The sequence below is a fragment of the Nakamurella multipartita DSM 44233 genome, from assembly GCF_000024365.1.
In the GTDB taxonomy this organism is placed as follows: Bacteria; Actinomycetota; Actinomycetes; order Mycobacteriales; family Nakamurellaceae; genus Nakamurella; species Nakamurella multipartita.
Genome location: NC_013235.1, coordinates 3859591 through 3882979, shown reverse-complemented (window position 1 = coordinate 3882979; position 23389 = coordinate 3859591). Strand labels below are relative to the sequence as shown.

The following is a 23389-nucleotide window of genomic DNA, read 5'->3' as shown; positions in this document are numbered from 1 at the left end:
GGTTCAGCGGCGGACCGCGGCCACCGCGGCGCGGTAGGCCGGCACCGCCTTGTCGACCACCGAGGCCCAGGAGGCGCTGCTGCGGGCGTGCTGCTGGGCCTGCGCGCCCATCCGGTCGGCCGCGGCCGGGTCACCCAGGACCTCGACCATCGCGGCGGCCACCGCGGCCGGGTCAGCCGCGGCCAGCCGGCCGGTCACGTGGTCGGCGACCGCGTCGCGCATCGAGCCGACGTCGGTGGCCACCACCGGCCGGCCGAAGGTGTAGGCCATGTGCACGCTGCCGCTGATGTTGACCGTCGTGTAGGTGAACACGACGGTCCGGTGAGCCGCAAAAAGGGCGGCGACCTCGTCCATCGGGACGTACCCGGGGCGTAGGTCCACGTTCCCGATCTGCTCGGCCCGCCGGGTGATCGATTCCAGGTCGACGTCCGGCATGACCGGACCGGCGATGGTCAACCGGGCCTGCGGCAACTGCAGGCGGACCAGTTCGAAGGAGTCCAGCAGCAGCGGCAGGTTCTTGTACTTGGTCCAGGCCCCGAAGAACAGGGCATTCGCCGGCGCCGACGACGGCGGCGGTGCCTGCTCGGTGGCCAGCACCGCGGAGTAGTCCCCGTGCCCGCAGACGGCCACCCGGCCCAGCCGCGGGAACGCCGTCAGCAGGCTGGTCCGCGGGCCCTCGCCGAGCACCAGGATCAGGTCGCAGGCCCGGTAGGCCGCGGCCAACAGCGAACGGGTCAGCCGCCCGGTCTTCTCCACCGCGGTCGCCCGGCCGTTCACGTCGTAGGGCAGCGGGTTGTGGGCCACGTCGACCAGCCCGGTCTCCGGACTGCGCCGGGCCAGCAGCAGCAGCATCGCGCTGTCCAGCGGATAACGCAGCTCGCCGAATTGGGCGAGGTCGGGATGCACCCGGCGAAAGAACGCGATGGCCCGCCGCCACGACTCGACCAGCAGGGCGGCCCGGCCCAGCCGGCGGGCCTTGCGTCGCAGCGCCGACCCCCCGGGATCGACGTTGGGGTGCCAGGTCGGGAAGAGCTCGACGACCTCGAAGCCCGGGGTGTTCGACCGCAGTTCGGGGTCAGGACCGGTGAGCAGCAGCACCTCGTGGCCCTGCCGGGCCAGCGCCTCGCCGAACAGGAAGGTGAACTGGAACATGCCGCCGCTGGGCAGGAACTCGACCAGCACGATCTTGAGCCGGGGCTCGGCGGCCGGGGAGTCCAGGGACAGGTCCAGCGTCGCCGGCGGCGTGATCGGCACCGCGATCGGGGCCAGGGGCGAGGAATCAACTGCCATGGGTGTGCACCACGCTTTCCTGGATCCGGATCTGCTCGGGCGGGTCGAACGGGTCGGCCGGGTCGCTCTCCGGCGCCGCGCCGTTCGTCACCCCGGTCGGGTCGGCCGGCCCGGGTTCCGGGGCGGCTCGCTTCTTGGCGGTGTGCTTGGGCGTCCGGCCCGGCGCTGGTGGATCCGCCGCCGGTTCTGCGGCCTGGTCCGGGTCGTTCTTGGCCCGCGACGTCCGGGCCATCCGCATCAGGTGGTAGACCGCCTGCTGGATGGCCACGCCGGCGATCAGCGCGACGATGACGGCCAGGGCCAGCAGGACCACCCGCGAGGTACCGGAGGCCACCGCCGAGCCGGCCGCGCTGTGCACCAGGTCGGTGCGGTAGGGCTCGGAGAGCCCGGCCAGGTAGGCGGTGGCCAGCGTGGTGGTCTCGTCGGCGAGCTGCTCGGCGACCTGCGCCGTGCCGGCGGTGGTGCGGACCAGGATCACCGAGGTGTCGGGGACCACGGTCACGGCGGTGGTGACGCCGGCCCGCTGGGCGTCGGTCAGCTGCAGGCTGGCCTCGGCCTGATCCTGGAACCGCTGGTTGTCGGCCACTTCCGCGAAAGTGGCGACAATCTGCCCGCGGCTCAGGGTTTCGTAATAAGCCGCCGAGTCGGAGGCGCTCAGGTCGGCGTTGGGCAGCACGACCAGCACCGATTCCGCGGTCCACTTGGTCGTCGAGGTGAACGCGATGGCCGCGCCGGCGAGCACCACCAGCAGCGCGGCCAGGGCCCCGGCCAGCACGCTGACCTTGACCTCGCGCCGCGAGAAGCTGCTGGGCTTGATCATTGCGGGACGGTCACCGACCGCTCGACCGCAGCGCTGCGCCGGCCCGAGAGCACCGCCCGGTACAGGGAGTTCAGCCGCGCGGACAGTTGCTCGAGCCCGTGCGAGCGTTCGGCCCGCTCACGGGCCGCGTGGCCCATCTGCCGGCGGGCGTCCTGATCGCCGATGACCTGGGCCAGCGCGTCGGCCAGGGCCGGCGCGTCCCCGGGCTCGACCACCCGGCCCTCGACGCCGTCGCGGATCAGGTCGGGCACCGCGCCGATGGAGGTGCCCACGACGGCCAGCCCGGAGGCCATGGCCTCGATGATCGCGATCGGTTGACCCTCCAGAAACGAGGGGAGCACGAAGATGTCGGCCGAGGCCAGCCGGGCCTTGATCTGGTCGCCGTATTCCGGGCCGACCATCGCCGCGCGCAATCCGGCGGCGTCGAACTCGGCCACGATCTGGTCGTACTCGGCCTGCGGGGTCGGGCCCTGGCCGCCGACCACCACCAGGTTCCAGTCGTGGATGCCGCGCTCGTGCAGCAGCCGGGCCGCCCGGGCCAGTTCGAACAGGCCCTTGCGCTGGCAGATGACGCCGACGAACAGCACGGTGGGCGGCTCGGTGTCGGCCGTGCCGGCCGGGAAGTCGTCGAGATTGACCGCGTTGTCGACGGTCTCGACCCAGGTGCGAGGGGCCAGGGCCTGCATGGTGGCGGTGCCGACGGTGGACACGGTGCACACCAGGCGGGCTCGCCGCAGCGTGCGCAGGGCCATCCGGTCGACCCGTCCGTAGCCGGCGATCTCGGGGCGCCCGGCATTGCCCACGGCGGAATGCACGTGCGCGATGAGCTTGGCCCGGCCGGCCGAGGCGGCCAGGTTCAGCGCGGCGGCGCGCAGCGCGGGCAGGCCCGGGTCGGCCACCAGTTGCAGGTGCACGATGTCGGCCTGGCGGGCGGCCTTGAACACCCGCCAGGCATCGGCCAGCGCGTAGCGGACGTTGTCCAGGTTGAACCGGCCGCCCTCCCGAGTGGCCACCCGGGCCGTGTTGAGCAACTCGACGTCGTAGTCGCGGGCCAGCAGGGGATCGGCGGTGATGGTCTCGGCGAAGGTGGCGATCCCCCCGCGCATCGGTGCGGCCTCGGCCACCACCACCACCCGTGGTCGTTGCTCGCTCATGTCGAAACCTCCACGCGCCCATCGGTGTCGATGGCCTTCTGGTAGACGGTGTGCAGCGCGCCGGCCCACAGCCGGGCGTCGAAGAGCCGTTCCATCCGGCGGCGTCCGGCCTGGCCCATCCGGTGGCCCCGCTCGGGGTCGTCGAGCAGGCTGGTGATGGCGGCGGCGATGCCGGCCGCGTCGCCGGGCGTCACCAGCAGTCCGGTCTCGCCGTCGGCCACGATGTCGCTGATCCCGCCGACGTCGCTGGCGACCACCGGCCGGCCGCAGCCGCCGGCCTCCATCAGGACCGTGGGCAGGTTCTCGCCGTAGATCGAGGGCAGCACGGTCAGATCGGAACCGCGCAGCACGTCGGGGATGTCGCTGCGCATGCCGGCGAAGATCACCGAATCGGTGAGCTGCAGCCGGGCCACCTGGGCGCGCAGGTCCTGCTCCTCCGAACCCGACCCGACCAGCAACAGCCGCGCGTCCGGGTGCCGGGCCAGCACGGCCGGCCAGGCGTCGATCGCGTGGGTGATGCCCTTGAAGTCGCGCAGGGCGGCCAGCACGGTCACCACCGGATGGCCGGTCAGATCGAGGTCGGCCGGCAGCGGCGACAGGCCCGGGCCGGGGCCGGGAGTGAAGTAGTCCAGGTCGATCCCGTTGTGCACCACCGTCCAGGACGCCGGGACCGGGCGGCCCTTGCGGTAGCGGTCGGCGAACGAGGTCAGCGACGCCTGGGAGACGAAAATCGTTGCCGCGCTGCGGGTCGCGATCTCCAGGGCGAGCCGTTCGCGGGCCGAGGCGCGACCGGACAGGGGCCGGTGCACGTGGTGGAAGGTGCCGACCGCGGGGATGCCGGCCAGCCGGGCGGCCGGGATCGCCATCGTCATCGCCATTTCCAGGTGGGCGTGCACGATGTCGGGTTTGGTCGTCTTGAGATGGCTGACCAGGCGGCGGAACCGGGGCACGTCCAGAGTCCGGCGAACGTCCAGATACTCGGGCACCACGCCGGACTCGCGCAGCAGGGGCTCGAGTTTGGACAGCTCCGGCGAGCGGCCGTGCAGGCTCAGCACCGACAGTTCGATGTCGGCCCCGGCGCTGACCCGGGCGAGCTGGGCGATGAGCGTCTCCGCCCCACCCAATCGCAGGGCGTCCACCACGGTGAGCACTCGCACGCTCTCTCCTTCGGTCAGGATGGGCCTATCGGGCGAGACCGGTCCGCGAAGCGCGCATCTGATCCTCCAGATTGCACCCATTCAGACTACACTCGGGACCTCTTGTTCGGTCAAGTCGACACAGCGTGTCCAGCAGGAAGATTGATCCGTGCATTCGGGTTAAACAATGTCTCTTTTGCTCACAGCCTGTGGCAGTCGAGACCGAACCCGGACCCGGAGGGCTGACGAGGCCAATCGGACGGGTCGAGCAGTGCAACACATCGTCCGTCCAGTGCCGGTTCGGGAGGAGATGCACCATTCACGCCATCGACAGCGGGGATCTGGAGCCCGACGCCGACCCCTACGGCCGGCCGGAGCCCGAATCGACCCAGGCCCTGGCCCGCCGGTCCATCGGCGGGTTCCTGTGGACCACCCTGGCCTGGGGCTCCAACCGCATCGTGATCCTCGGGCTGACCCTGCTGCTGGCCCGGTTGCTCACCCCCGAGGACTTCGGCGTGGTCACCGCGGCGGTGACGATCATCGCGATGCTGGACGCGGCGCTGGATCTGGGCGTGGGCGCGGCCGTGGTGGCCCGGCAGGAGACCGGCATCACCCCGGCCGTACGGATGGCCATGACGCTGAACCTGGGGATCAGCGCGGCGATCTGCGTGGCCGGCGTGATCGCCTCGCCGTGGATCGCCGCCCTGTTCGACTCCAGCTCGCAGGCGGGCCTGTTCGCCCTGCTGTTCCTGTACCCGCTGTTCCGCGGCGCCGGTCAGGTCAGCGATGCGGTGCTCAAGCGAGACCTGTTGTTCCGCCGGCGAACCGCCATCGACCTGACCCGGGCGGCGGTGCGGGTCGCCGTCTCGGTGCCGATGGCGTTGACCGTCGGCGGGGCGATCAGCATCGCCGCCGGCATCGTCGGCAGCGAGCTGGTGGCGATGCTGCTGCTGTGGATCCTGGTCCCGATCCGGCCCGCCTTCTGGGCCCATCGGGACCTGATCTCCGGGCTGCTGCGGTTCGGCGGCCTGGTCACCGTCATCCGGGTGCTCGGGTCGATCCGGGCGTCGGCCGACTACCTGGTGGTCGGCGCGATGGTCGGCACGACCGCCCTGGGCTATTACGGGATGGCCTACAAACTGCCCGAACTCGTCATCGAGAACGTGCTGTGGATCTTCTCCGCGGTCGCCCTGTCGGCCTACTCGAAGGCCCGGGTGATCAGCCAGGACGTGCTGACCGCCGGCATGCTGCGGGCCACCCGACTGCTGTCCATCTACGGGCTGACCGCCGGCGCCGCGCTGGCGGTGCTGGCCCCCGAGGCGGTCCCGGTCCTGTTCTCCCCGCAGTGGGAGCCGGCCGTCGCGCCGATGGTGTTCATCTCCCTGGCCCTGGGCTTCATGGCCGTCGGCTGGGCCAGCGGCGACGTGTTCACCGCCAACGGCCGGCCGGGAACGCTGGTCGCGCTGGACATTCCGGCCACCATCGCGCTGATCGTCGGGTTCGTCGTGGCCGCCGGGCACGGTCTGGTCGGCGTCGCCGTCGCCCTGCTGATCTTCAACGTGCTCTACTGCCTGGCCCGGCTCGCCCTGGTCCGCTACGCCCACGGCACCCCGTGGCCGCGGCTGCTGGGCGCGGTCGCCCCCGCGGTGGCCATCGCCGCGACCACCGGTGGGGTCGGGCTGCTGGTCCGCTCGGTGCTGCCGGCCGGCCAGTTCCTGACCCTGCTCGTGGTCGGGCTGGCCTGCGCGGCCGCGGCCGTCGGGGCCAGCCTGCTGTTCGCCCGGTCCACGGTGCTCGACATGGTCGGCCTGCTGCGCCGGCGCGGAGTCGGGGCCCGATGAACACCGCTGCGCCGCCCGGCATCTCGCGCCCACCTGGCGCTTCGTCCCGACTGTGCCCACCGTCCCGCAGGAGGACCCCATGACCATGGCCACCGGCGCCCCCATCCACCGGGTCGTGCTGATCACCGCCACCGAGCCCGAGCCCCGTTCGTTCGGCAAGCAGGTGGTGCTCGGCGGCATCCTGGACCACCTGTGCCACCGGCTCGGTCCCGACCAGGTGCACGTCATCATCGTCGGCCGGACCAGCATCGACCGCCCGCCGGTGCGCTACCAGCGGCACGTCATCGCCAAGCCGACCGCCGTGGAGCAGGCCGGCGCGGTCCTGCAACGGGTGGTCCGGCCGCCGCACACCTCCCTGCAGGAGGCCGCCCTGTGGTCGGCCCGGGTGCTGGCGGCGATCGCCGAGCAACTGGCCGAGATCCGCGCCGACCTGCAGATCTGGGACACCATGCGGACCGGGCAGTACGCCCGGTACATGGGGCGCAAACCACGGGCGCTGTACGCCGACGACCTGTTCTCCAAGCGCTACGCCAGCATGCTCGACCGGATCGATCAGGACCAGTCCGAGGTCACCGATCCGCTCGGCGAGTTCGGCAAGTTGCTGCCGCGGGCCGTCGGCCGGGTGGTCGAGCGCAAGTTCGTCTACCGCCGGCTGCTGCAACTCGAGCAGGCCTCCACGGCGCGCTCCGAGGACCAGGCGCCCGAGCTGTTCGACGCCACCCTGCTGGTCAACGCCCAGGAGTCCGACGAGCTCTACGAGCGGACCGGCAACCCGACGATCAGCACCCTGCTGCCGATGCTGCGCGAGCCGGCGCGACACGTGCGCGGCTGGGACGGGCAGCCGGTCTTCGTCTTCCTCGGCGGCCTGGACTTCGCGCCCAACCGCGACGGCCTGACCTGGTTCCTGGCCACCTTCCGGGAGCAGGTGCTGGCGGCCATCCCGGACTTCCGGCTGCTGGTGGTGGGCCGGGGGTCGTCGCGGCCGCTGCCCGAGGCGGCCGCCTGGGGCGAGCACGTCCAGGTGCTGGGCTGGGTCGACGATCTGGACGAGGTGCTGGGCTCGTGCGCGGCGCTGTTGTCCCCGCTGCGGATGGGCAGCGGCACCAAGATCAAGGTGCTCGAGGCGCTGGCCCGCGGGCTGCCGGTGGTGGCCACCCGGGCCGGCGTGATGGGGTTGGCGGTCGACGAGTCCGACGGCTGCCTGGTCGCGCCGACCGACTCCGAGCTGGTCGGGCTGCTGGCCCGCGCGGTCCAGCCGGACACGAACGCCGCCCTGTCGGCGGCCGCCCGGGACAGCTGGGGGCGCAACTACTCGCCGGCCGTGGTCGGCCCGGCCTACGACGACGCGTTCGGCCTGGCCCCGGTCCGGGACGCGGGCTGACACCGCGCAGGGACTGAAACCCAGTGACCCAGTGACCCGGACCCGGTGAGCCCCCGATGAAGGACGTCCTGATGGCGGGCGGCGGCCTGATCGTGGTCGCCTTCGTCGTGCTCGCCATCACCTACCCCCGGGTGTCGCTGCTGACCCTGGTGGCGCTGGACGTCTCCAACATCAACGGGGTCATCGCCGACCAGCTGGGCACCAGCCCGTACAAGCCGCAGCTGGCGCTGGCCGTCGTCGTGGTGCTGGTGATGATGCGCCGCAGGATGTTCCGGTTCGCCTGGTCGCCGGTGCTGCTGGGGGCGATGGTGCTGTTCGCCGGGTTCTGCGTGAGCTTCGTGGCCGCGGCCGACCCGGTGACCTCGCTGGATCTGCTGTCCTCCCAGGCCCGCGACCTGCTGTATTTCGTGGTCGTCTACGCCCTGGTGCTGTCCACCGACCAGGTCAAACCGACCGCCGCGGTCGCCGTCCTGGTGCTGGCCGCGTTGGCCGGGCTGACCGTGGTGCACGAGTTCGTGCTGCACAACCAGGGCAGCCTGGGCGGCCTGAGCCGGGTGCCGCTGGTCCAGGAGGACGGGGCGCTGACCCCCCGGCACGCGGGCACGTCCTCGGACGTGAATTTCTGGGGCCGGCTGCTGATCCTGTTCACGCCCATGTCGCTCTCGCTGCTGGCCATGAGCAAGTCCTGGCGGGACCGCGTGCTGTGGGGTGGGGCGACCGTGTCGCTGATGCTGGGGGTGTACCTGACCCAGTCCCGCGGCGGCTTCATCGCGTTGTTCATCGGCCTGGTGATGTGGGCCGTGCTGGCCGGCGGGGCCTACCGAAAGGCGTTGCTGTACCTGCCGGTCGCGCTGATCGTCATCGTCCCGTTGACCGGGATCGGCAGCCGGCTGGGCACGCTGACCGCGGTCGTCTCCGGCTCCACGACCACCGCGGACCCGTCGGTGGTGACCCGTAAGCGCTTTCAGCTCGACGCCTGGCACATGTTCCTGGACCGACCGATCACCGGCCACGGGATCGGCAGCTACGGCGGGCTATTCGCGGAGTACGACCGGCTGGCCAACTTCTATGAACCAGTCAACATCGTCGTCGCCGCGCACAATTTCTACCTGGAGCAGGCCGCCGACGGCGGGGTGGTCCTGCTGATCTGCTGGGCGTTCTTCTTCGGCACGATCCTGTTCGTCGCCCTGCGCACCATGATCGGGGCCGGACGAACCGGTGACGACACCCGCCGGTTCCTGGCCCTGGGGGTGATCGGCGGGCTGATCGGCTGGCTGATCGCCAGCGTCTTCCTGCACCTGTCGGACTTCCGGGCCCTGCTGCTGATCGCGGTCATCGCCGCGGCCGTCGACGTGCAAAGCCGGGCCGCGATCGACCGTCGCGGGATCGCCCCCGAGCCTGAGCCGGGCCCGTGGCGCCCCGGCCGCGGCGTGGTCGCCGGGCTCGCTGTGATGGCCGCGCTGAGCCTGCTGGGCACGGTCGCCGTCCTCACCAATCGCACGACGGTCTACACCAGCACGACCGCCCTGGGCATCGTGCCGTCGGGGGCGGTGAATCCGGCCAGTGCCTACTCGCTGGACCTCATCACCCGGGGGCTGATCGGCCCGACGTTCACCGAGGTGCTCAGCCGGTCGGTCGACGCCACCGCGGTCACCCAGCGGGCCGGCCCCGGCGGCGCTGACAGTGCTGACAGTGCTGACGGGGCTGACCGTGCGGATGTCGAGATCGCTTTCGCCCAGTCGCGACTGGGCGGTGGGGTGGTGCTCACGGTCACCGCCGACGACAGCGACGCGGCCACCGAACTGACCGCCGCGGCGGTCGCGGCGAGCAAGGCTCGGATCGCCGACCTGGACACCGGCTACCAGCTGATCGGCGATCCCGCCCAGCCGCAACCGGTCTCGTCGCCGGAGTGGTGGTGGCTGCCGGCGCTGGCGTTGTCCACGATCGGCTGTGCCGCGCTCGCCGTGATCACCGGCCGGCGGCGCCGGGCCCTTCGACCGGCCGACCCGGACCGCGGGCCGGCCGGAACCGCCGATCGGGCCGAGCAGACCCGCGTCCCGGCCCTGGCGGCCCGGTGATGTCCGCGGTGGACCCGGCCGCCCCGGCCCGATCGAGCCCCGGGCCGGTGCCCGCTCCGTTGCCCGCTGCGGGGCCCGTTCCGGACGCCGGATCCGGGCGCATCCCCGGGCTGGACGGGCTGCGGGCGGTGTCGGTGCTGATCGTCTTCGCCGCCCATGCCGCGATCCCGCTGCCGGTCGGCGCGGGCACCGGGGTCACCGTGTTCTTCTTCCTCTCCGGTTACCTGATCACCACGCTGCTGCGCCGCGAGTTCGACCGAGACGGCCGGATCAGCATCCGGAACTTCTACCTGCGCCGCAGCCTGCGCATCCTGCCGCCGCTGTACCTGGTCGTGCTGATCGCCATCGGGCTGACCCTGACCGGCGCGCTGGCCGGGGCCCTGACCTGGCTCGGCGTCGGCGGCGCCGTCCTGCATTTCACCAACGTGATCGAGGTGGTCGGCGACCCGACGACCATCGTGCCGGGCCTGGGTGTGCTCTGGTCGTTGGCCGTCGAGGAGCACTTCTACCTGATCTTCCCGTTCTGCTATCTCGCGGTGCGGCGCTGGTTGCCGGGCTGGGCCGGCGCGCCCGTCTTCGCCGCCGGTTGCCTGCTGGTGCTGATCTGGCGAGTGGTCCTGCTGTTCGGCATCGGCCGGGATCCGGCCCTGGTCTACGTCGGCACGGACACCCGGATCGACTCGCTGCTGTTCGGCTGCCTGCTCGCCGTCGCCCCGGTCGCGGGACTGAGCCGGCTGGCCGCCCGGCCGGCGACCGCGCTGGCCGCCGCGGTCGGCGGGACCCTGCTGGTGGTGGCCGGCGAGCACCTGCCGGGTCTCTGGTCGGCCGCGGTCGGCCCGACCGTGCAGGGCATCGGGCTGTTCGTCCTGGTCGGGGTGGTCGTGGCGGCACCTCGGATGCCCCTCACCCGGCTGCTGCAGCTGCGCCCGCTGGTCTGGATCGGCGTGCTGTCCTACGCGCTGTACATGGTGCACCGGCTGATCCAGTTGCTGCTGGAGCAGCACACCGACCTGACCACCTGGCCGCGGGCCGGCCTGAGCCTGGCGCTGGCCCTGCTGCTCAGCCTGGGTATCCATCGCCTCGTCGAGCGGCCCTGCGTCGGGCTCAAGGACCGCTGGCAACGCCGGCCCGGCCCGGCGCCTCACCCCGTGCGGGTGACGACGCGCGCCGACCACCGGCTCCTTCTGGACGCCGCGAGCGATAGGCCTATAGGGTGAAAGCTGCAGAGCCATATGGGTGCATAGGGGCGAGCTGCAGGATATTCGCACTCGTTTCGTCATCTCAAGGGAGCGACCAATGACCGCATTGCGCCCGGCACCGGTCACGCGTGACACGAATGCCAGCAAGAAACCGTCGGAACGACGAGGGTCGCGCACGCGTCGCTTCCTCTGGTTGATCCGAGCCTGGATGATCGTCCTGCCGGTCGACGCGATCATGCTGCTCATGCCCCTGCTGTGGGCGCCGGACGAGTACGTCGCGATCATCTCGATGACGGCGTTGTCGCTGTTCCTGATCGTCGACCGCGGTCGCTATCACGCGCGGTTGCACGTCAGCGTGCTGGACGAGCTGCCCAGCCTGGTCGCCAGCCTGCTGACCGCGGCGGCCATCGTGGCGACCGGGATCGCCCTGCTGCCCGAGGGTCCCATGGTCACCGCGTTCATGAAGAACGCGGCGATCGCCATCGTGTTGGTGGTCATCGGCCGGATCATCACCTCGCAGCTGATCATCTTCAGCCGCCGCCGCCGTTACAGCCACCACCGGACGGTGGTGATCGGGGGCGGCCAGACCGCCGCCGAGCTCATCCGGATCCTCAAACAGCATCAGCGGTACGGACTGTCGGTCGTCGGCTTCGTCGACGACAAGGACGCCGCGGCCAGCATGGTCAGCGAACGGCTGGGCAACATCAGCGATCTGGACTCGGTGGTCACCCGCTACCGGGTGGACGTGCTGCTGGTGGCCGATTCCGCGGTGCCCGAGCGCACGCTGGTGGAGGAGGTCCGGGCCCCGGCCAGTTCCACCTGCGACCTGCTGGTGGTGCCCCGGATGCACCAGTTCCGCACCGTGTCCGGCGGGTCGGACCACATCGGTTCGATCCCGATCATGCGCATCGGCAACCCGCGACTGAGCGGGCCGGCCATCACCGTCAAGCGGGTCTTCGACATCCTCGTCTCCGGCACCGCGCTGATTCTGGTCTCGCCGATCCTGGCCGTCTGCGCGCTGGCCGTGCGCATCGACGGCGGGCCGGGCGTGATCTTCCGCCAACCCCGGGTCGGCCGGAACGGGGAGCTGTTCGACTGCCTCAAGCTGCGGTCGATGCGGCCGGCCACCAGTGCCGAATCGGCCACCAACTGGTCGATCGCCACCGACAACCGGGTCAGCAAGGTCGGCCGGTTCCTGCGCCGCACCTCGCTGGACGAATTGCCGCAGCTGTGGAACATTCTGCGCGGCGACATGTCTCTGGTCGGGCCGCGTCCCGAGCGGCCGCACTTCGTCGAGCAGTTCTCCGACAAGTACGACCGCTACGCCTACCGGCACCGGGTCAAGGTCGGGCTGACCGGGCTGGCCCAGGTCAGCGGGCTGCGCGGGGACACCTCGATCGCCGACCGGGCCCGGTACGACAACTACTACATCGAGAACTGGTCGCTCTGGCTCGACGTCAAGATCATCATCCGGACGTTCTTCGAGGTCGTCTTCGCCCGCGGCCGGTGAACCCGGGTCACCGGCCGCGGCGGGTGCGTTGCTCGCGCCGGTACCCGACGACGGCGCCGGACAGCACGGCCACCCAGACCAGGGCCAGCAGCACGCCCAGAGCCAGGCCGGCCGCCTCGACCAGGCCGGACTGCCATCGCCGGGCCAGGGTCAGGGTGGCGATGACCATCGCCGCGGACGGGAAGACGAAGCCCCAGTCCGCCGCGGTCCGGGTGAACGCGGCCCGCCCGGCGTGCCGGGTGACCACGGCGGCAGCGGCGATCCACCAGAGGGCGAACCCCCAGAGCGCGCCGGCCGCGAAGGTGGCGACCTCGGCCACGGCCGGCGTCCAGGTCCCGCCAAGCATCGGGTCGCCGCCGGCCACCGACTGGAGTGCGAGCGAGGTGACGGCCAGCGGGCTGATCATGATCCACATGGCCGGGGCGCCGGTGCGGTGCACCCCGGCGTGCAGCACCAGCCGGTTCACGAAGATCACCGCGGTGATCCCGAACAGCAACCCGCCGGCCCCGAGCAGGGCGACCGCCAGCACGGCCAGCCCGCGCTGAGCGGCCTCCGGTCCGGCCGGCGCCAGCTCGGCGAACAGCAACGAACCCAGCAGGACCACGGTCTCCGGAATGAACCAGATGCCCGAGATGTCCTGCGCCGGAAACTGTTCGTGCTCGAACGCGCTGACGAAGAAGACCACCGTCAGCATCAGGCCCAGCGTGGTGCCCAGGCCGGCCAGCCCGATGAGCAGCCACCAGCCGACCGCCGAGTTGGCACTGGCCGGCCACACGTGCAGGACGGCGACGGCGAGCACGTTGATCGCGCCGGGGATGGTGGCGTAGGCCGGTCCGGTGCGGGGCGAGCGGAGCTTGCCGGCCAGGTCGGCGCCCAGGCGGCGGACCAGGAAGTCGCGCACGAACAGCCCGGCGAAGGCGAGGATGCTGGCCACGAGCAGGATCGCGGCGGTGACGTCGGCGAAGCGGCTGAGCGGGCCGATCCGGCCGGGGTGCAGGGAGGCGACGGTGGCCGTGGCCGCACGGCCCATCACCGCGCCGAACCAGGCCGGATCGTCCAGCGACCGGGGCGGGCGGACCGGTCCCGGCGGCTGCCCGTGCGGTGCCATCGGGCCAGTATCGCAGTCCGGGTCCGTCAGCCGGCCCGGCCGGGCGGTCAGGTCCGGCGGTCCGGCCGGGCGGTCAGGTTCGCAGCACCCAGCGGCCGTCCAGGGTCTGGTCGACCTGATCGGCCAGCCGGCTGAGGTAGGCCCGCTCGGTCGGGTCGAACGACTGGGCCTGGGCCGTGGTCCGCAGCCGCTCGAGCTGGCCGGCGATGGCCCGGTGATGCTCGGCGTCGGGTGCGGTCCAGGCGATCTCGCGCAGCAGCTGGAAGAGCCGGGCGAGCACGTCCGGGTCGGCGGCGCCGTACCGGCGGGTGGGGGCCACCGCGAGTTCCAGCAGCTCGGCGAAGGTGGGCCGGGCCAGGACCACCCGCAGCTGGCCGCCGTCGTCGGTGAGTACGTGCGGGCCCAGGTCGCGGGCGGCCAGCTCGCCCAGCAACGCGGACAGGTGCCCGAGCGCGTGGATCGCCGTGGTCGGATCGTTGATGCCGGGGGACAGGGCCTTGACGGTGACGTCGGCGAGCTGGCGAAGCCCGAAGGCGGCGTCCTGGGCGGCGGTGCGTTCGGGTCCGGTGTGGATGGTCGGGGCGACCCGCTCGCGCAGCGTGCGCAGAACGTCCGGCTCGAAGCGCCCACCGCCGCGGGGCCAGCACGCGCCGGCCGGCACCCCTTCGATCAGGGAACTGCCCGGCTGCTCGGTAATGGTCACGATCGCGTCGGCCTGCACGGCCGCCCGCAGCAGGCCGGGCTCGTCGAGCCAGACCAAAAAGCCCGAGGACGGCGCCGGCACCATCTCGGCGTCCGCCGGGATGTCGGGCCCGGCGACGGGTGTCCGGTCGGGGTCGTGCTCGGGCAGGACCCGGCGCAGCGTGGTGGTGGCGTCCCCGTGCACGGTGGCCAGCATCGTCTCGACCCGGATCTCCCGGGCCAGGTGGGCCAGGAAGATCACCAGGGCGAAGACGCTGGCCACCGCCAGCACGAAGGCCACGGTGACGGCGATCTGGGGCACGAACAGGGCCTGGTCGTCGGCGGCGGTGCGGACCGTGCGCAGCACCGTCAGCGCGTACGCGAACGTGCCCAGGAACAGTCCGAGGGTGAGCTGGACGAACCGATCACTGCTGAACGTGCGCAGCAACCGCGGCGAGAACTGGCTGCTGGCCAGCTGCAGGGTGACCACCGTGAGCGAAAAGGTCAGGGACGTCACGGTGATCAGGGATCCGGCGATGCCGGCCAGCACCGCGCGGGCGGCGTCCGCGCCGCCGCCGAACAGGTAGTAGGTGATCTGCGGCGGGAGCTGGTCGTCGATCTGCGCGTCCAGCCTGGGCAGCAGCACGCCGGCGATGACGGCGATCGTGATGGCCAGCGCCGGGAACGGCCACAGCTGGGTGCGGACGGCATCGCGAAGGACGCTCCAGCTCCCGCGTCGGCCTGCTCGCATCGTCGCCTTCCATCCGGTTCGGGCCCGGCCGTCGGTGGGTGGGCCGGCCGGTGAGTCGGCCGAGGGTACCCGGATGTCGTCCGCGTCAATCAGCTCGGCCGGGCGACCGGCCGCGTGACCGGGTGGATTCGGCCCACGGGGAATAGGCTGGAACCGCACCGCAGCCACGGGTGGGTGGGGCTGGAACGTCGTGGTGCCAGGGCGGGATTCCCGAAGGGACTCATCATGCGGGCAGTTCAGGTCGGCCGGGCCGCCGTCGGCCGGGAGCCCGCTGCGGCTCCCGCTGCCGACGAGACCGTTGATGCAGCGGCCGCGCCGCCGAGTGTCCTTGCCCCGCCGGCGATGCCGGGCATCGGGCCGGTCGCGGGACCGGGCTCCGCCGGTGCGCTGCGCCGCCACGGTGGGGAGCTCCACGACCCGCTCGGCGGATCGCCGGTCAGCCCGGAGGTCAACGGGGCGTTGGCCCGGCTGCAGGGTCGCGGCCGCCCGCTGCCCGAGAGCGTCGCCGGGCCGATGAGCCGGGCCATGGGCGCCGACCTGGGCGGCGTCCGGATCCACACCGGGGCCGAGCCGGCCCGGCTCGCCCGGTCGGTGCAGGCCACCGCGTTCACCCTGGGCCGCGACATCTTTTTCGGCGCCGGCCATTACGCGCCCCAGACCTCCGCCGGCCAACGGCTGCTGGCCCACGAGCTGGCCCACACGATCGCGCCGGGCGGCGGGTCGGCATCGGCATCGGGTCCGATCATCGGGCGCGCCGCCGATCCCGTGGAGGCCCAGGCCGATCGGGTCGCCGACGACGCCCTGCGGGTCCTGCGCCGCCAGCCCGCCGCGCCGGCGGCGCCGGACGAGCACCCGGCGGCACCGGCGCCGCTGTCGCTGCTGCGCAGCCGGTCGGCCGGCGGTGATCGATTGCGGCGCAAGGTGGGCTTCGAGGCCGAGCTGATGGTGCCGAGTCTGGGCCCGAGCGCCAACCAGCTCACCTACGCCAAGGAACCCGGCAAGGTCACCGACTCGATCAAGTCGTTCCTGGACGGCGGGGTGGCCTACGGCACCGACATCGGCGGCAAGGACAGCGGTGCCGACGTCCGGCTGGACAGCGATCACGGCGCATCGGTCGACCGGCGGCCGATCGTGAACAAGCTCATCGAACTGGGCTACGTCACCGGGACACCGTCCGAGCCGCGGACGAAGATCGAATTCGTCACCACCGCCATGGACGAACTGGCCCCGGGGTCCACGCGCCGGGTCAAGGAGGTCGTGGGCAAGCTGCGCGGCCAGCTGAGCGCGGCCCTGACCCAGGCGCAAAGTGGGGAACTCCACCAGCTCGGGGCGCCGGCGAAGGCCGGGTACAAGACGGGAGTGCCCGTCGCCGATCTGAAGGCCTGGCTGGGCGCGGACTACGCCGAACTGGATACGGTGGTCAAGGAGTACCTGACCGCTGGGGTCAAGGACGAGGTGTACCTGCAGGCGACCGTGGGGGTGATCCCGTCCTCGCTGATGACCTTCTTCGCTCGGGCGTCCCTGCCGGGCAAGGTCCAGGTCGCGCCGCCGTCGGCGGCCCGCCAGCAGATCCTGGGCATGGTCGCCGAGGTGGTGGCCGCGTTCGAGACCAAATTCTCGACGGCTCCCGAGGACCACTGGGTGCGCCAGCTCGGCGCCACCTCCAGCCATGCGTTCCTGGGCTTGTTGGGTCTGATCTACAGCTACCTGCTGGGTGACACGTTGCACCAGACGTCCGACGGGACAGAGTCCACCGTCAAGAACGCGGTGCCGTTCCTGATCAAGATGAGCCCGTACGGGCTGGTGGCCAAGACCGCCCCGCACGCGCTCAAGGACAACCCGCCACCGCGCGAGTTCGTCCGGAGCATCGGTGACCTGATGAAGAAGACCAAGTACCTCCAGCTGGCCTACTGGGTCGAGGAGTCCCGCAAGGACGGCACCGCCGTGAGTGACGGCAAGCTCCCGGCCAAGCTCGACGCGCGCCCGCGCGCCGAGCGGCTGATCACCGGCGACTACACCGATTTCGTCGAGAAGGTGCTGCTGGGAACGGGCGGCGCGGTACCGGTCGTGGTCGGCAAGATGCTGCCGGGGCCGGACAAGCCGCCGACCGATACGGGCGGGGTGAATGTTTTCCACGAGCTCTACAACCAGCAGGGCATCCCGCTGGAGTACCGGGCCATCTCCAAGCGCTATACGGTGTCCGAGGTCACGGCGGCCCTCGGCGAGATCCTCGCCGAGCTCCGCGTGATCAACCTGTCCGGTCTCACCGAGGAACAGCGGGCCACCGTGACGGAGGCGTTCAAATAGCAATGGTGCTGCAGCTCAAGCCGGCCGACACCGGCGGCACGCTCGACGCGTCGATCCAGTGGGGCGAGGAGGAGGGCCCGGACCCGATGCTGGTGCACGGCATCACCATCCCGTTGGGTCCGGTGCGGTTGGGTGGGCAGGCCGACGACGAGCCGGTGCTGCGCCTGCACTCGATCCGCTTCGACGTGCACAGCTGGCGGGAACTGGCCGGCCGCAGTTTCACTTTCCCGAACGTGGTCCGCGAGATCGAGGCCGAGGGGGAAACGCACCCGGTCTACGACATCTACGGCAGCCTGCGGCTGGGCAACGACTACCACCGGGTCGTCGTCAGCGGTATCGCCTTCGGCCGGTACGACGGCGCCCGGGTGACCGCCACCGTCGACGGTCGCGTCGAATCGGTGGCTCCGTCACCCGAGTTCGACCCGACCGACTTCACCTGCGAAGCGCGGCTGACGGTCGGTCCCGTGACCGTACGGGGTGATCTGGCCTCGACCACGCCGCCATCGGCGGCCGAGGCGCAGCGGCTGGCCGGCCAGCTGCTGCGCCTGGAGGACTATCGGCCGCCGCAGGAACGCAAGGGGGTAGCGGTCCTGGAGCCGGCCGGCTGACGGTTGGCTGGCGGTCGGGTGGCCCGCCGGCATCGACGAAACCGGTCAGCGCAGGAGATACCGACCCACCTGCCCGGACGCCCGGTCACCGAATTATCTTTCGAGTGATTGCGGCAGTCGACGTTCGGGATTGCCGCACCCGGGTGGTCACCCTCCGGATCGAGGCGGCCGGGAAATGGCGTGTGCGGCCACCCACTGGTGTGCTGAAAAGGCCCCCGGGGTTTGGCCCGGGGTCGAAATGAGGGTGGCTCGGGAACGTCATCGCCGATCCGTGGGTGTTAGTGTTCCGGCAATTATTGGGGGCAATAAGGGGGTACGGACATGGTTGTCGACCGCTCGTTTCGAAATTCTGCAACTCGGCAACGTCGCGGAAAAGTTCGCGCCATCCTGGCCGGATGTGCGGTGCTGGGGGTCGGCGCCGCCGTGACCTTGGCCGCCTGGACCGACAGTGAATGGGTCTGGGGCGGTGGGTCCGGCGACGGTGACAATATCGGGACGTCTCAATTCGACGTGCAACAGAACGTGTGGGACGGTGTCGGCGGGACCGCCAATTTCGTCGATCGGGAGGCGATCCCGGGTGGGCAGTTGCGGTTCCAGCCCAACGCGACCGCGCTGACCCCGGGGGACACCATCACCGCCGCGATGCAGCTGCGGACGGCGAATGGTTCTGATGCAGCGGAGGTTTCGCTGCAGGGAGCCGTGACCAACGGCTCCGATGCCGACCTGTTCACCGCCATGACGTACGCCGCCTACGAGGATGTGAGTCAGGCGGACTGCCAGGCCCAGATCACCGGCGGCGGAACGGTGCTGGTTCCTCCCGGATCGCCGTTGTCCCAGCCCGGTGCCGCGACCTTCACGTTGGCCGCCAACGCCGGGTGGACCATGGATCTGTGTTTCGTGCTGAGCCTTCCGGCCGATGCCTCGGACGCCCTTCAAGGTCTTCAGGTGTCCCCGGCGTGGGACTTCACCGCCGATTCGGTGTGAGCATCGGCGGGCGCCCGCCATTCTTGATGGGTCCGTGCCGCCGGCCCGATGGTGAGGGGGATCAATGGCGTCGGGCAGGCCGCGTCGATGGCATGGGATGGCGCGGGAAACGCTGCTGACCCTGGCTGCAATTCTTGGGGCGATCAGTGTGGTGGCGATCATCGCGTCCTTCACGCTGAATCTTTCGGTGCTGGTCTTCAAAACCGGATCCATGTCCCCGTCCATTCCGGCGGGGGCGGCCGCCGTCACCCGGGAGATTCCGGCCGGTGAGCTCCGGGTCGGCGACGTGGCCAGCGTGTACCGGCCGGGGGTGGCCCTGCCGATCACGCACCGGGTGGTGGCGATCGCCGTCGACCCCACGACCCCGGGCGGGGTGATCCTGACCTTGAAGGGTGACGCCAACCCGGAACCCGACCCGGTCACCTACCCGGTGACCAGCGCCCGGAAGGTGCTGTGGTCCGCGCCCGGCATCGGCACGGCCCTGGTGCGGATGCGGGCGCCTTGGGTCCTGATCGGGATGACCCTGCTGGTCACGGTTCTCGTCACCTGGACGTTCTGGCCCGTCCGCCGGACCGCGGACCCGAACCCGCCGGAACTGGTGAACGAAAAGGAACGCCGGTGACGCCGGCCTGCCGGTGGATCCGGCGGCCGGGCCGGGCGCCCACGGTCGGCGCCGGATCCGCGGGAGCCGGCCGGTCGGCAATCGTGACGATTGCGATGACGATGACGATGGCGGCGGTGCTGATGGCCGCGGTGCTGACCGGGTGGAGCGCGCCCCCGGCGGCCGCGGACAGCCTGCCGATGACACCGGTGCCGACCACCGGAGCATCGGGCCCGCTGTCGCTGCGCACGTCGGTGTGGCCGTTGGTGATCCCGTCGCTGGCCCCGGGGGAGTCCTTCTCCTGGCAGCTGGGGGCCGCGCTGACCGGGGTCGATCGGGGCGAGCTGTCGCTGGGGGTCGTCTCCGGGGGCAGCCGCGCGACCGACCCGGACGGGTACCTCATCGACGTCCAGGCCTGCCCGCACCCGTGGGGCTCGGCGGACGGGATGGGGACGACGCCCACCTGCCCGGACGGCGGCACCCCGGTGCTGGCCCGGCAACCCCTCGCCCAGCTGCCCGCCGACCTGGCCTCGCCGATCGGCACGATGAGTCCGGAGCAGCCCTGGTACCTCTCGGTCACCCTGGCCCTGGCCAACAGCAGCCGGCAGGACCCGCGGACCGGAAGCCTGGTGATCGGACTGCAGGTCATGGCGATGGGCGACGACGGCACCCCGCTGGGCGGGTCGGGTATCGGCACCGGGAGCGACCCCGGTGCCGGCGCCGCCGGCGTCCTGGGCTGGACCGGGCTGGATGTGTGGTCGATGGTCGGCTGGGGGGTCGGGGCGGTCGTCGTCGGGCTGCTGCTGGCGACCGCCGGCCGGGCCCGGCAACGAGCGCGACGATGAGATCCGGTCGCCGGATCGCCGTCGTGCTGGTGCTGTGCTGGTCGTTGATCGGGGCCGGGGTGGCGACCGGCGCGACCGGCGGCGTGCTGTCCGTCACCCGCGCCGCCTGGCACGACACCGAATGGGTGCGCGGGGCGGCGGCGATGCGGGTGCCGCGGGACTGCGTGACCGCCGGCCTCTACGCCACCGAGGGTGGCGGGAAGTTTCTCGGCGGGACCGTGCTCAGCCTGAGCCTGGACAGCGTCGCCCAGCTGGCCGGGATCACCGCGCAGCACACCGGCAGCGTGTCGTCGTCCGCCCCCTCGCGCACCGCGGTGGCGGCCGACACCTACGCCAACCCGTTGGAGGCCACTGCCATCAGCGCGATCAACCTGGCCCTGGGCAACGGTGTGCAACTGGGTCTGCCGGCCGGTGCCGCCGGTCTGTACAACCAGTGGGGACAGGCCACCAGCCAGGGACAATCGGCCGGGGCGGCCGGACTGGTCAGCAACACCGGCGCCGTCGGGCTGGCCGGCGGCCCGGCCGACGCCACCCTGCCGGACGCGGCGGTCATCACCCCGAGCGTGCTGGTTCCGGGGGTGGCCGCCCTGGCCGACGCAACCCTGCGGGTCGGCGCGATCGCCTCGTCCAGCCGGCTCGACTGGTGCCGAACCCTGGAGAACCGGGTCACCACACCGGCCGCGCCGGCGGTGGTCACCCGCAGCTACGGCATCGCCCGGCTCGACCTGAACTCCACCTCGGCGGTGATCGGCGCCGTGTCCACCCAGGGCGCTGCGGCGATCTCCGCGTTGTCGACGACCATCAACGGCCTGGCCGGTCCGAGCGGCACCATCAGCACCACCCTGACCACCCTGACCAAGGCGGCCATCACCCCGGTGCTGGGCACCCTGCAGCTGGGCACCACCACCGCGACCACGACCGTCACCCTGAACCTGGCCCCGGTCTCCGCGCTGCTCACGCAGACCCTCACCGACGGCGTGGTCACCATCAACCTGGCCGCCGGCACCCTGACGGTCCGGCTGGACGGCTTGCTCGGCGGGGCCAACGGCCTCAACGGGCTGTCGCCGAACACCGACCTGGTGCTGGACAGCACGGTGATCAACGACATCACCGCCCGGGCGACGGCGCTGCTGGCCGGGTGGCGCACCCAGCTGGTGACCGCCGCGACCACCGCGGTGGACGGTGCCGCCGTCACCTCCACCGTCGACATCGCGCTCACCCTGCTCGGCGCGCATGTCGCCGACGTGCATGTGGCGCTCAGCGGCACCCTCGGCCAGGTCCGGGCGGGGACGGCGACACTGTCGGTGACCGCCGCGGCCGTCTCGGGGCTGCTGCCCGGGGTCAAGACGACCGTCGACACCGTGCTGACCGCCATCCTGAATACCGCGTTCAACGCGGCCGGCAAGACCACCGTGCTCAGCGGGGTGGCCGCGGCCGTGAACCCGGTGGTCACCACGGCTCTGACCACCTTCGGCGCATCGCTGAGCACCGCCACGGCCCCGGTCGTCACCATGCTCGGCAGCCTGCTCACCGGGCTGCAGGCCGTGCTGTCGATCAAGGTCAACGTCCAACCCGACCAAGCCAACGCGCCGGCGACCCCGACCGCCCGATCGACCGAGTACCAGGTCAGTGCGCTGCGCATCGGAGTCGTCAACGGCGCCGCATCCGCCGCATCGGTCTGGCTCGCCCAGTCCTGGGCCGGGCCGGATGTCGAACTGCCCTAGGTAGCCGAGCATCCGCAAGAGAGGACAGCAACTGTCCTCTGCGGCTCCTATCGTCACGTCCGACGCCTGCCCATCGAGGAGAGGAACGACGATGACCGGCCACCCGAGCGCCGCCCCCGTGTCCTGGGTTCCGGACGGCTATACGGCTGTCGCGCCGTGGGTGGTGACCGCCGACACCGGAGCGTTTCTCGACTTTGTCGCGGCCGCCTTCGCGGGGGTGGAACTCGCCCGGGTTCGCACCGCGGACGGGACCATCGGACACGGCGAGATCAAGGTGGGTGACACCGTCGTTCTGGCCTTCGACCGCCGCCCGGAATGGCCGGACATGCCGAGCCTGCTGCGGGTGTTCGTCCCGGACGCGGACCAGGCCATGGCCAACGCGGTCGCCGCCGGGGCCCGGGTGGTGACGCAGGCTTCGACGAGCGCGTTCGGGCAGCGGGGCGGGCGAGTCCGAGATCCGTTCGGGAACATCTGGTGGGTGGTCACTCAGGTCGAACTCGTTCCGGAGGCGGTGATGTGGCAACGGTTCCAGGAGCCGGGATACGCCACGCAGATGCGGGTGGCGCAAGAAACGCTGGACGCCGAGCTCAGCGGCCAGCAGCACCGGCGCAGCGGCGCACCGGTCGGTCCGTCGCCCGATCAGTTGAAGTGAATGCACCGGTCCGGTTCGCGTGGCCGGGTCGCCGGAGCATCGGCGTCGGTGTTTACTGCAGGTCCTGAACCCCCGGATCGCGGTTCAGCACCGACCCTCGGGGCAGGCCCGACGGCCGACCGACGGAGGTTGCCACGAACGCCGACTCACCCTCCCGATCGTCGGACGAGACGACCGGGGACGATGTCCCGCCGTTGGTCCGGGCCGGCAACCGGGCCCTGGAAGTCGCCGAGGGCATCGTCTACGCCGGGATCGCGATCTTCCTGTGATCCTGGCGCTCGGCGCGTTCGTCATCGCCGCCCGGTATGTCCCTTCCCTGTTCGGCGAGGACAGCGCCGCGAAGTCGGCGCTGGAGATCCTGGACACCCTGCTGCTGGTGTTCATCGTGGTCGAGTTGCTGTTCGCCGTGCGGATCACCATCGCCCGGCGCGAGCTGATCGCCGAGCCGTTCCTGCTCGTCGGCATCATCGCCTCGATCAAGGAGATCGTGGTGTTGTCGGTCAAGGCCGCGGACGAGATCGGCACCGGCACCTCGTTTTCCGACGCGATGTGGGAAGTGGCCGTGCTCGGTGTGCTGGTGATCCTGCTCGGCGCCACGGCGCTGCTGCTGCGCCGCAAGGAACGCGAGCCGGGGGAGGGCGACGACTCGGGCCCGTTCCGGCCCGATGAGGCCGGCGACCCGGCGCCGGAGTGAACCCCCGGACGCCGGATCGCCGACC

At 71.6% G+C, this 23389-nt stretch carries 19 protein-coding genes; 13 read left to right on the top strand and 6 right to left on the bottom strand.

Translation table 11 applies throughout. The features are described 5' to 3' along the window. Positions 1-3: 3 nt before the first annotated feature. Genes NAMU_RS17485 through NAMU_RS29435 form a run of 4 tightly spaced genes read right to left on the bottom strand, consistent with a single transcriptional unit; the run spans position 4 to position 4421 of the window. Entirely contained in the window at positions 4-1290 is a 1287-nt protein-coding gene (locus NAMU_RS17485) for a glycosyltransferase family 4 protein (RefSeq protein ID WP_015748711.1), read from the bottom strand. Then, positions 1280-2110, bottom strand: coding sequence for an LPS biosynthesis protein (locus NAMU_RS17480; protein WP_015748710.1), 831 nt, complete (start codon positions 2108-2110; stop codon positions 1280-1282). Before NAMU_RS17480 ends, NAMU_RS17485 begins: the two co-directional genes overlap by 11 nt. Further along, positions 2107-3264: a glycosyltransferase family 4 protein gene (locus NAMU_RS17475; protein ID WP_015748709.1), complete on the bottom strand. Its 1158-nt coding sequence runs from the start codon at positions 3262-3264 to the stop codon at positions 2107-2109. The genes NAMU_RS17480 and NAMU_RS17475 overlap by 4 nt, the downstream gene beginning before the upstream one ends. Further along, positions 3261-4421, bottom strand: a complete 1161-nt coding sequence (locus NAMU_RS29435; protein WP_015748708.1) for a glycosyltransferase family 4 protein — start codon at positions 4419-4421, stop codon at positions 3261-3263. The genes NAMU_RS17475 and NAMU_RS29435 overlap by 4 nt, the downstream gene beginning before the upstream one ends. A gap of 188 nt (positions 4422-4609) precedes the next feature. Here NAMU_RS29435 and NAMU_RS17465 point away from each other — a divergent pair, with 188 nt between their 5' ends. The 5 genes from NAMU_RS17465 to NAMU_RS17445 all read left to right on the top strand — a co-directional run bounded on the left by NAMU_RS17465 (position 4610) and on the right by NAMU_RS17445 (position 12409). Further along, the gene (locus tag NAMU_RS17465; protein WP_041369099.1) at positions 4610-6241 is read left to right on the top strand and encodes an oligosaccharide flippase family protein; all 1632 of its coding nucleotides are present in this window, start codon (positions 4610-4612) and stop codon (positions 6239-6241) included. A 79-nt stretch (positions 6242-6320) separates the two neighbouring features. Continuing rightward, positions 6321-7622, top strand: a complete 1302-nt coding sequence (locus NAMU_RS17460; protein ID WP_015748706.1) for a glycosyltransferase family 4 protein — start codon at positions 6321-6323, stop codon at positions 7620-7622. Positions 7623-7678: 56 nt separating this feature from the next. After that, complete coding sequence (locus NAMU_RS17455; protein WP_041369097.1) at positions 7679-9700, top strand: O-antigen ligase family protein; 2022 nt, start codon at positions 7679-7681, stop codon at positions 9698-9700. After that, the gene (locus NAMU_RS17450) at positions 9700-10917 is read left to right on the top strand and encodes an acyltransferase family protein (RefSeq protein ID WP_015748704.1); all 1218 of its coding nucleotides are present in this window, start codon (positions 9700-9702) and stop codon (positions 10915-10917) included. The genes NAMU_RS17455 and NAMU_RS17450 overlap by 1 nt, the downstream gene beginning before the upstream one ends. Positions 10918-11107: 190 nt before the next feature. Continuing rightward, positions 11108-12409 carry a sugar transferase gene (locus NAMU_RS17445; RefSeq protein WP_041369095.1) on the top strand — a complete coding sequence of 434 codons (1302 nt, stop codon included), beginning with the start codon at positions 11108-11110 and terminating at the stop codon, positions 12407-12409. Between the two features lie 7 nt (positions 12410-12416). Here NAMU_RS17445 and NAMU_RS17440 read toward each other — a convergent pair whose 3' ends face one another. After that, the gene (locus NAMU_RS17440) at positions 12417-13517 is read right to left on the bottom strand and encodes an SLAC1 family transporter (RefSeq protein ID WP_015748702.1); all 1101 of its coding nucleotides are present in this window, start codon (positions 13515-13517) and stop codon (positions 12417-12419) included. A gap of 73 nt (positions 13518-13590) precedes the next feature. Further along, entirely contained in the window at positions 13591-14949 is a 1359-nt protein-coding gene (locus NAMU_RS17435; RefSeq protein WP_015748701.1) for a DUF2254 domain-containing protein, read from the bottom strand. Positions 14950-15174: 225 nt separating this feature from the next. On the opposite strand from NAMU_RS17435, the gene NAMU_RS27580 reads away from it, so the two are divergent. The 8 genes from NAMU_RS27580 to NAMU_RS17395 all read left to right on the top strand — a co-directional run bounded on the left by NAMU_RS27580 (position 15175) and on the right by NAMU_RS17395 (position 23364). Further along, entirely contained in the window at positions 15175-17256 is a 2082-nt protein-coding gene (locus tag NAMU_RS27580) for an eCIS core domain-containing protein (protein WP_015748700.1), read from the top strand. A gap of 2 nt (positions 17257-17258) precedes the next feature. Continuing rightward, entirely contained in the window at positions 17259-17864 is a 606-nt protein-coding gene (locus NAMU_RS17425) for a hypothetical protein (protein ID WP_015748699.1), read from the top strand. Between the two features lie 321 nt (positions 17865-18185). Next, positions 18186-18848 (top strand): SipW-dependent-type signal peptide-containing protein, encoded by a 663-nt coding sequence (locus tag NAMU_RS17420; protein WP_041369093.1) that lies wholly within the window; start codon positions 18186-18188, stop codon positions 18846-18848. A 97-nt stretch (positions 18849-18945) separates the two neighbouring features. Next, positions 18946-19470 (top strand): S24/S26 family peptidase, encoded by a 525-nt coding sequence (locus NAMU_RS17415; RefSeq protein WP_138180303.1) that lies wholly within the window; start codon positions 18946-18948, stop codon positions 19468-19470. Between the two features lie 95 nt (positions 19471-19565). Further along, positions 19566-20294, top strand: coding sequence for a hypothetical protein (locus tag NAMU_RS27575; RefSeq protein ID WP_138180301.1), 729 nt, complete (start codon positions 19566-19568; stop codon positions 20292-20294). Then, positions 20291-22018: a choice-of-anchor G family protein gene (locus tag NAMU_RS17405; protein WP_015748695.1), complete on the top strand. Its 1728-nt coding sequence runs from the start codon at positions 20291-20293 to the stop codon at positions 22016-22018. The genes NAMU_RS27575 and NAMU_RS17405 overlap by 4 nt, the downstream gene beginning before the upstream one ends. A gap of 91 nt (positions 22019-22109) precedes the next feature. Beyond that, entirely contained in the window at positions 22110-22670 is a 561-nt protein-coding gene (locus NAMU_RS17400) for a VOC family protein (protein WP_015748694.1), read from the top strand. A 265-nt stretch (positions 22671-22935) separates the two neighbouring features. After that, positions 22936-23364: a phosphate-starvation-inducible PsiE family protein gene (locus NAMU_RS17395; RefSeq protein ID WP_015748693.1), complete on the top strand. Its 429-nt coding sequence runs from the start codon at positions 22936-22938 to the stop codon at positions 23362-23364. The last annotated feature ends 25 nt before the right edge of the window (positions 23365-23389 follow it).

Bases quoted from the DNA above. Each gene is read 5' to 3' on its own strand.
- NAMU_RS17435 (WP_015748701.1), bottom strand. From the start codon at position 14,949: ATGCGAGCAGGCCGACGCGGGAGCTGGAGCGTCCTTCGCGATGCCGTC.
- NAMU_RS17405 (WP_015748695.1), top strand. From the start codon at position 20,291: ATGAGATCCGGTCGCCGGATCGCCGTCGTGCTGGTGCTGTGCTGGTCG.
- NAMU_RS27575 (WP_138180301.1), top strand. From the start codon at position 19,566: ATGACGATGACGATGGCGGCGGTGCTGATGGCCGCGGTGCTGACCGGG.
- NAMU_RS17400 (WP_015748694.1), top strand. From the start codon at position 22,110: ATGACCGGCCACCCGAGCGCCGCCCCCGTGTCCTGGGTTCCGGACGGC.
- NAMU_RS17440 (WP_015748702.1), bottom strand. From the start codon at position 13,517: ATGGCACCGCACGGGCAGCCGCCGGGACCGGTCCGCCCGCCCCGGTCG.
- NAMU_RS17425 (WP_015748699.1), top strand. From the start codon at position 17,259: ATGGTGCTGCAGCTCAAGCCGGCCGACACCGGCGGCACGCTCGACGCG.
- NAMU_RS17485 (WP_015748711.1), bottom strand. From the start codon at position 1,290: ATGGCAGTTGATTCCTCGCCCCTGGCCCCGATCGCGGTGCCGATCACG.
- NAMU_RS17455 (WP_041369097.1), top strand. From the start codon at position 7,679: ATGAAGGACGTCCTGATGGCGGGCGGCGGCCTGATCGTGGTCGCCTTC.
- NAMU_RS17475 (WP_015748709.1), bottom strand. From the start codon at position 3,264: ATGAGCGAGCAACGACCACGGGTGGTGGTGGTGGCCGAGGCCGCACCG.
- NAMU_RS17480 (WP_015748710.1), bottom strand. From the start codon at position 2,110: ATGATCAAGCCCAGCAGCTTCTCGCGGCGCGAGGTCAAGGTCAGCGTG.
- NAMU_RS17420 (WP_041369093.1), top strand. From the start codon at position 18,186: ATGGTTGTCGACCGCTCGTTTCGAAATTCTGCAACTCGGCAACGTCGC.
- NAMU_RS17460 (WP_015748706.1), top strand. From the start codon at position 6,321: ATGACCATGGCCACCGGCGCCCCCATCCACCGGGTCGTGCTGATCACC.
- NAMU_RS17445 (WP_041369095.1), top strand. From the start codon at position 11,108: ATGATCGTCCTGCCGGTCGACGCGATCATGCTGCTCATGCCCCTGCTG.
- NAMU_RS17415 (WP_138180303.1), top strand. From the start codon at position 18,946: ATGGCGCGGGAAACGCTGCTGACCCTGGCTGCAATTCTTGGGGCGATC.
- NAMU_RS17450 (WP_015748704.1), top strand. From the start codon at position 9,700: ATGTCCGCGGTGGACCCGGCCGCCCCGGCCCGATCGAGCCCCGGGCCG.
- NAMU_RS27580 (WP_015748700.1), top strand. From the start codon at position 15,175: ATGCGGGCAGTTCAGGTCGGCCGGGCCGCCGTCGGCCGGGAGCCCGCT.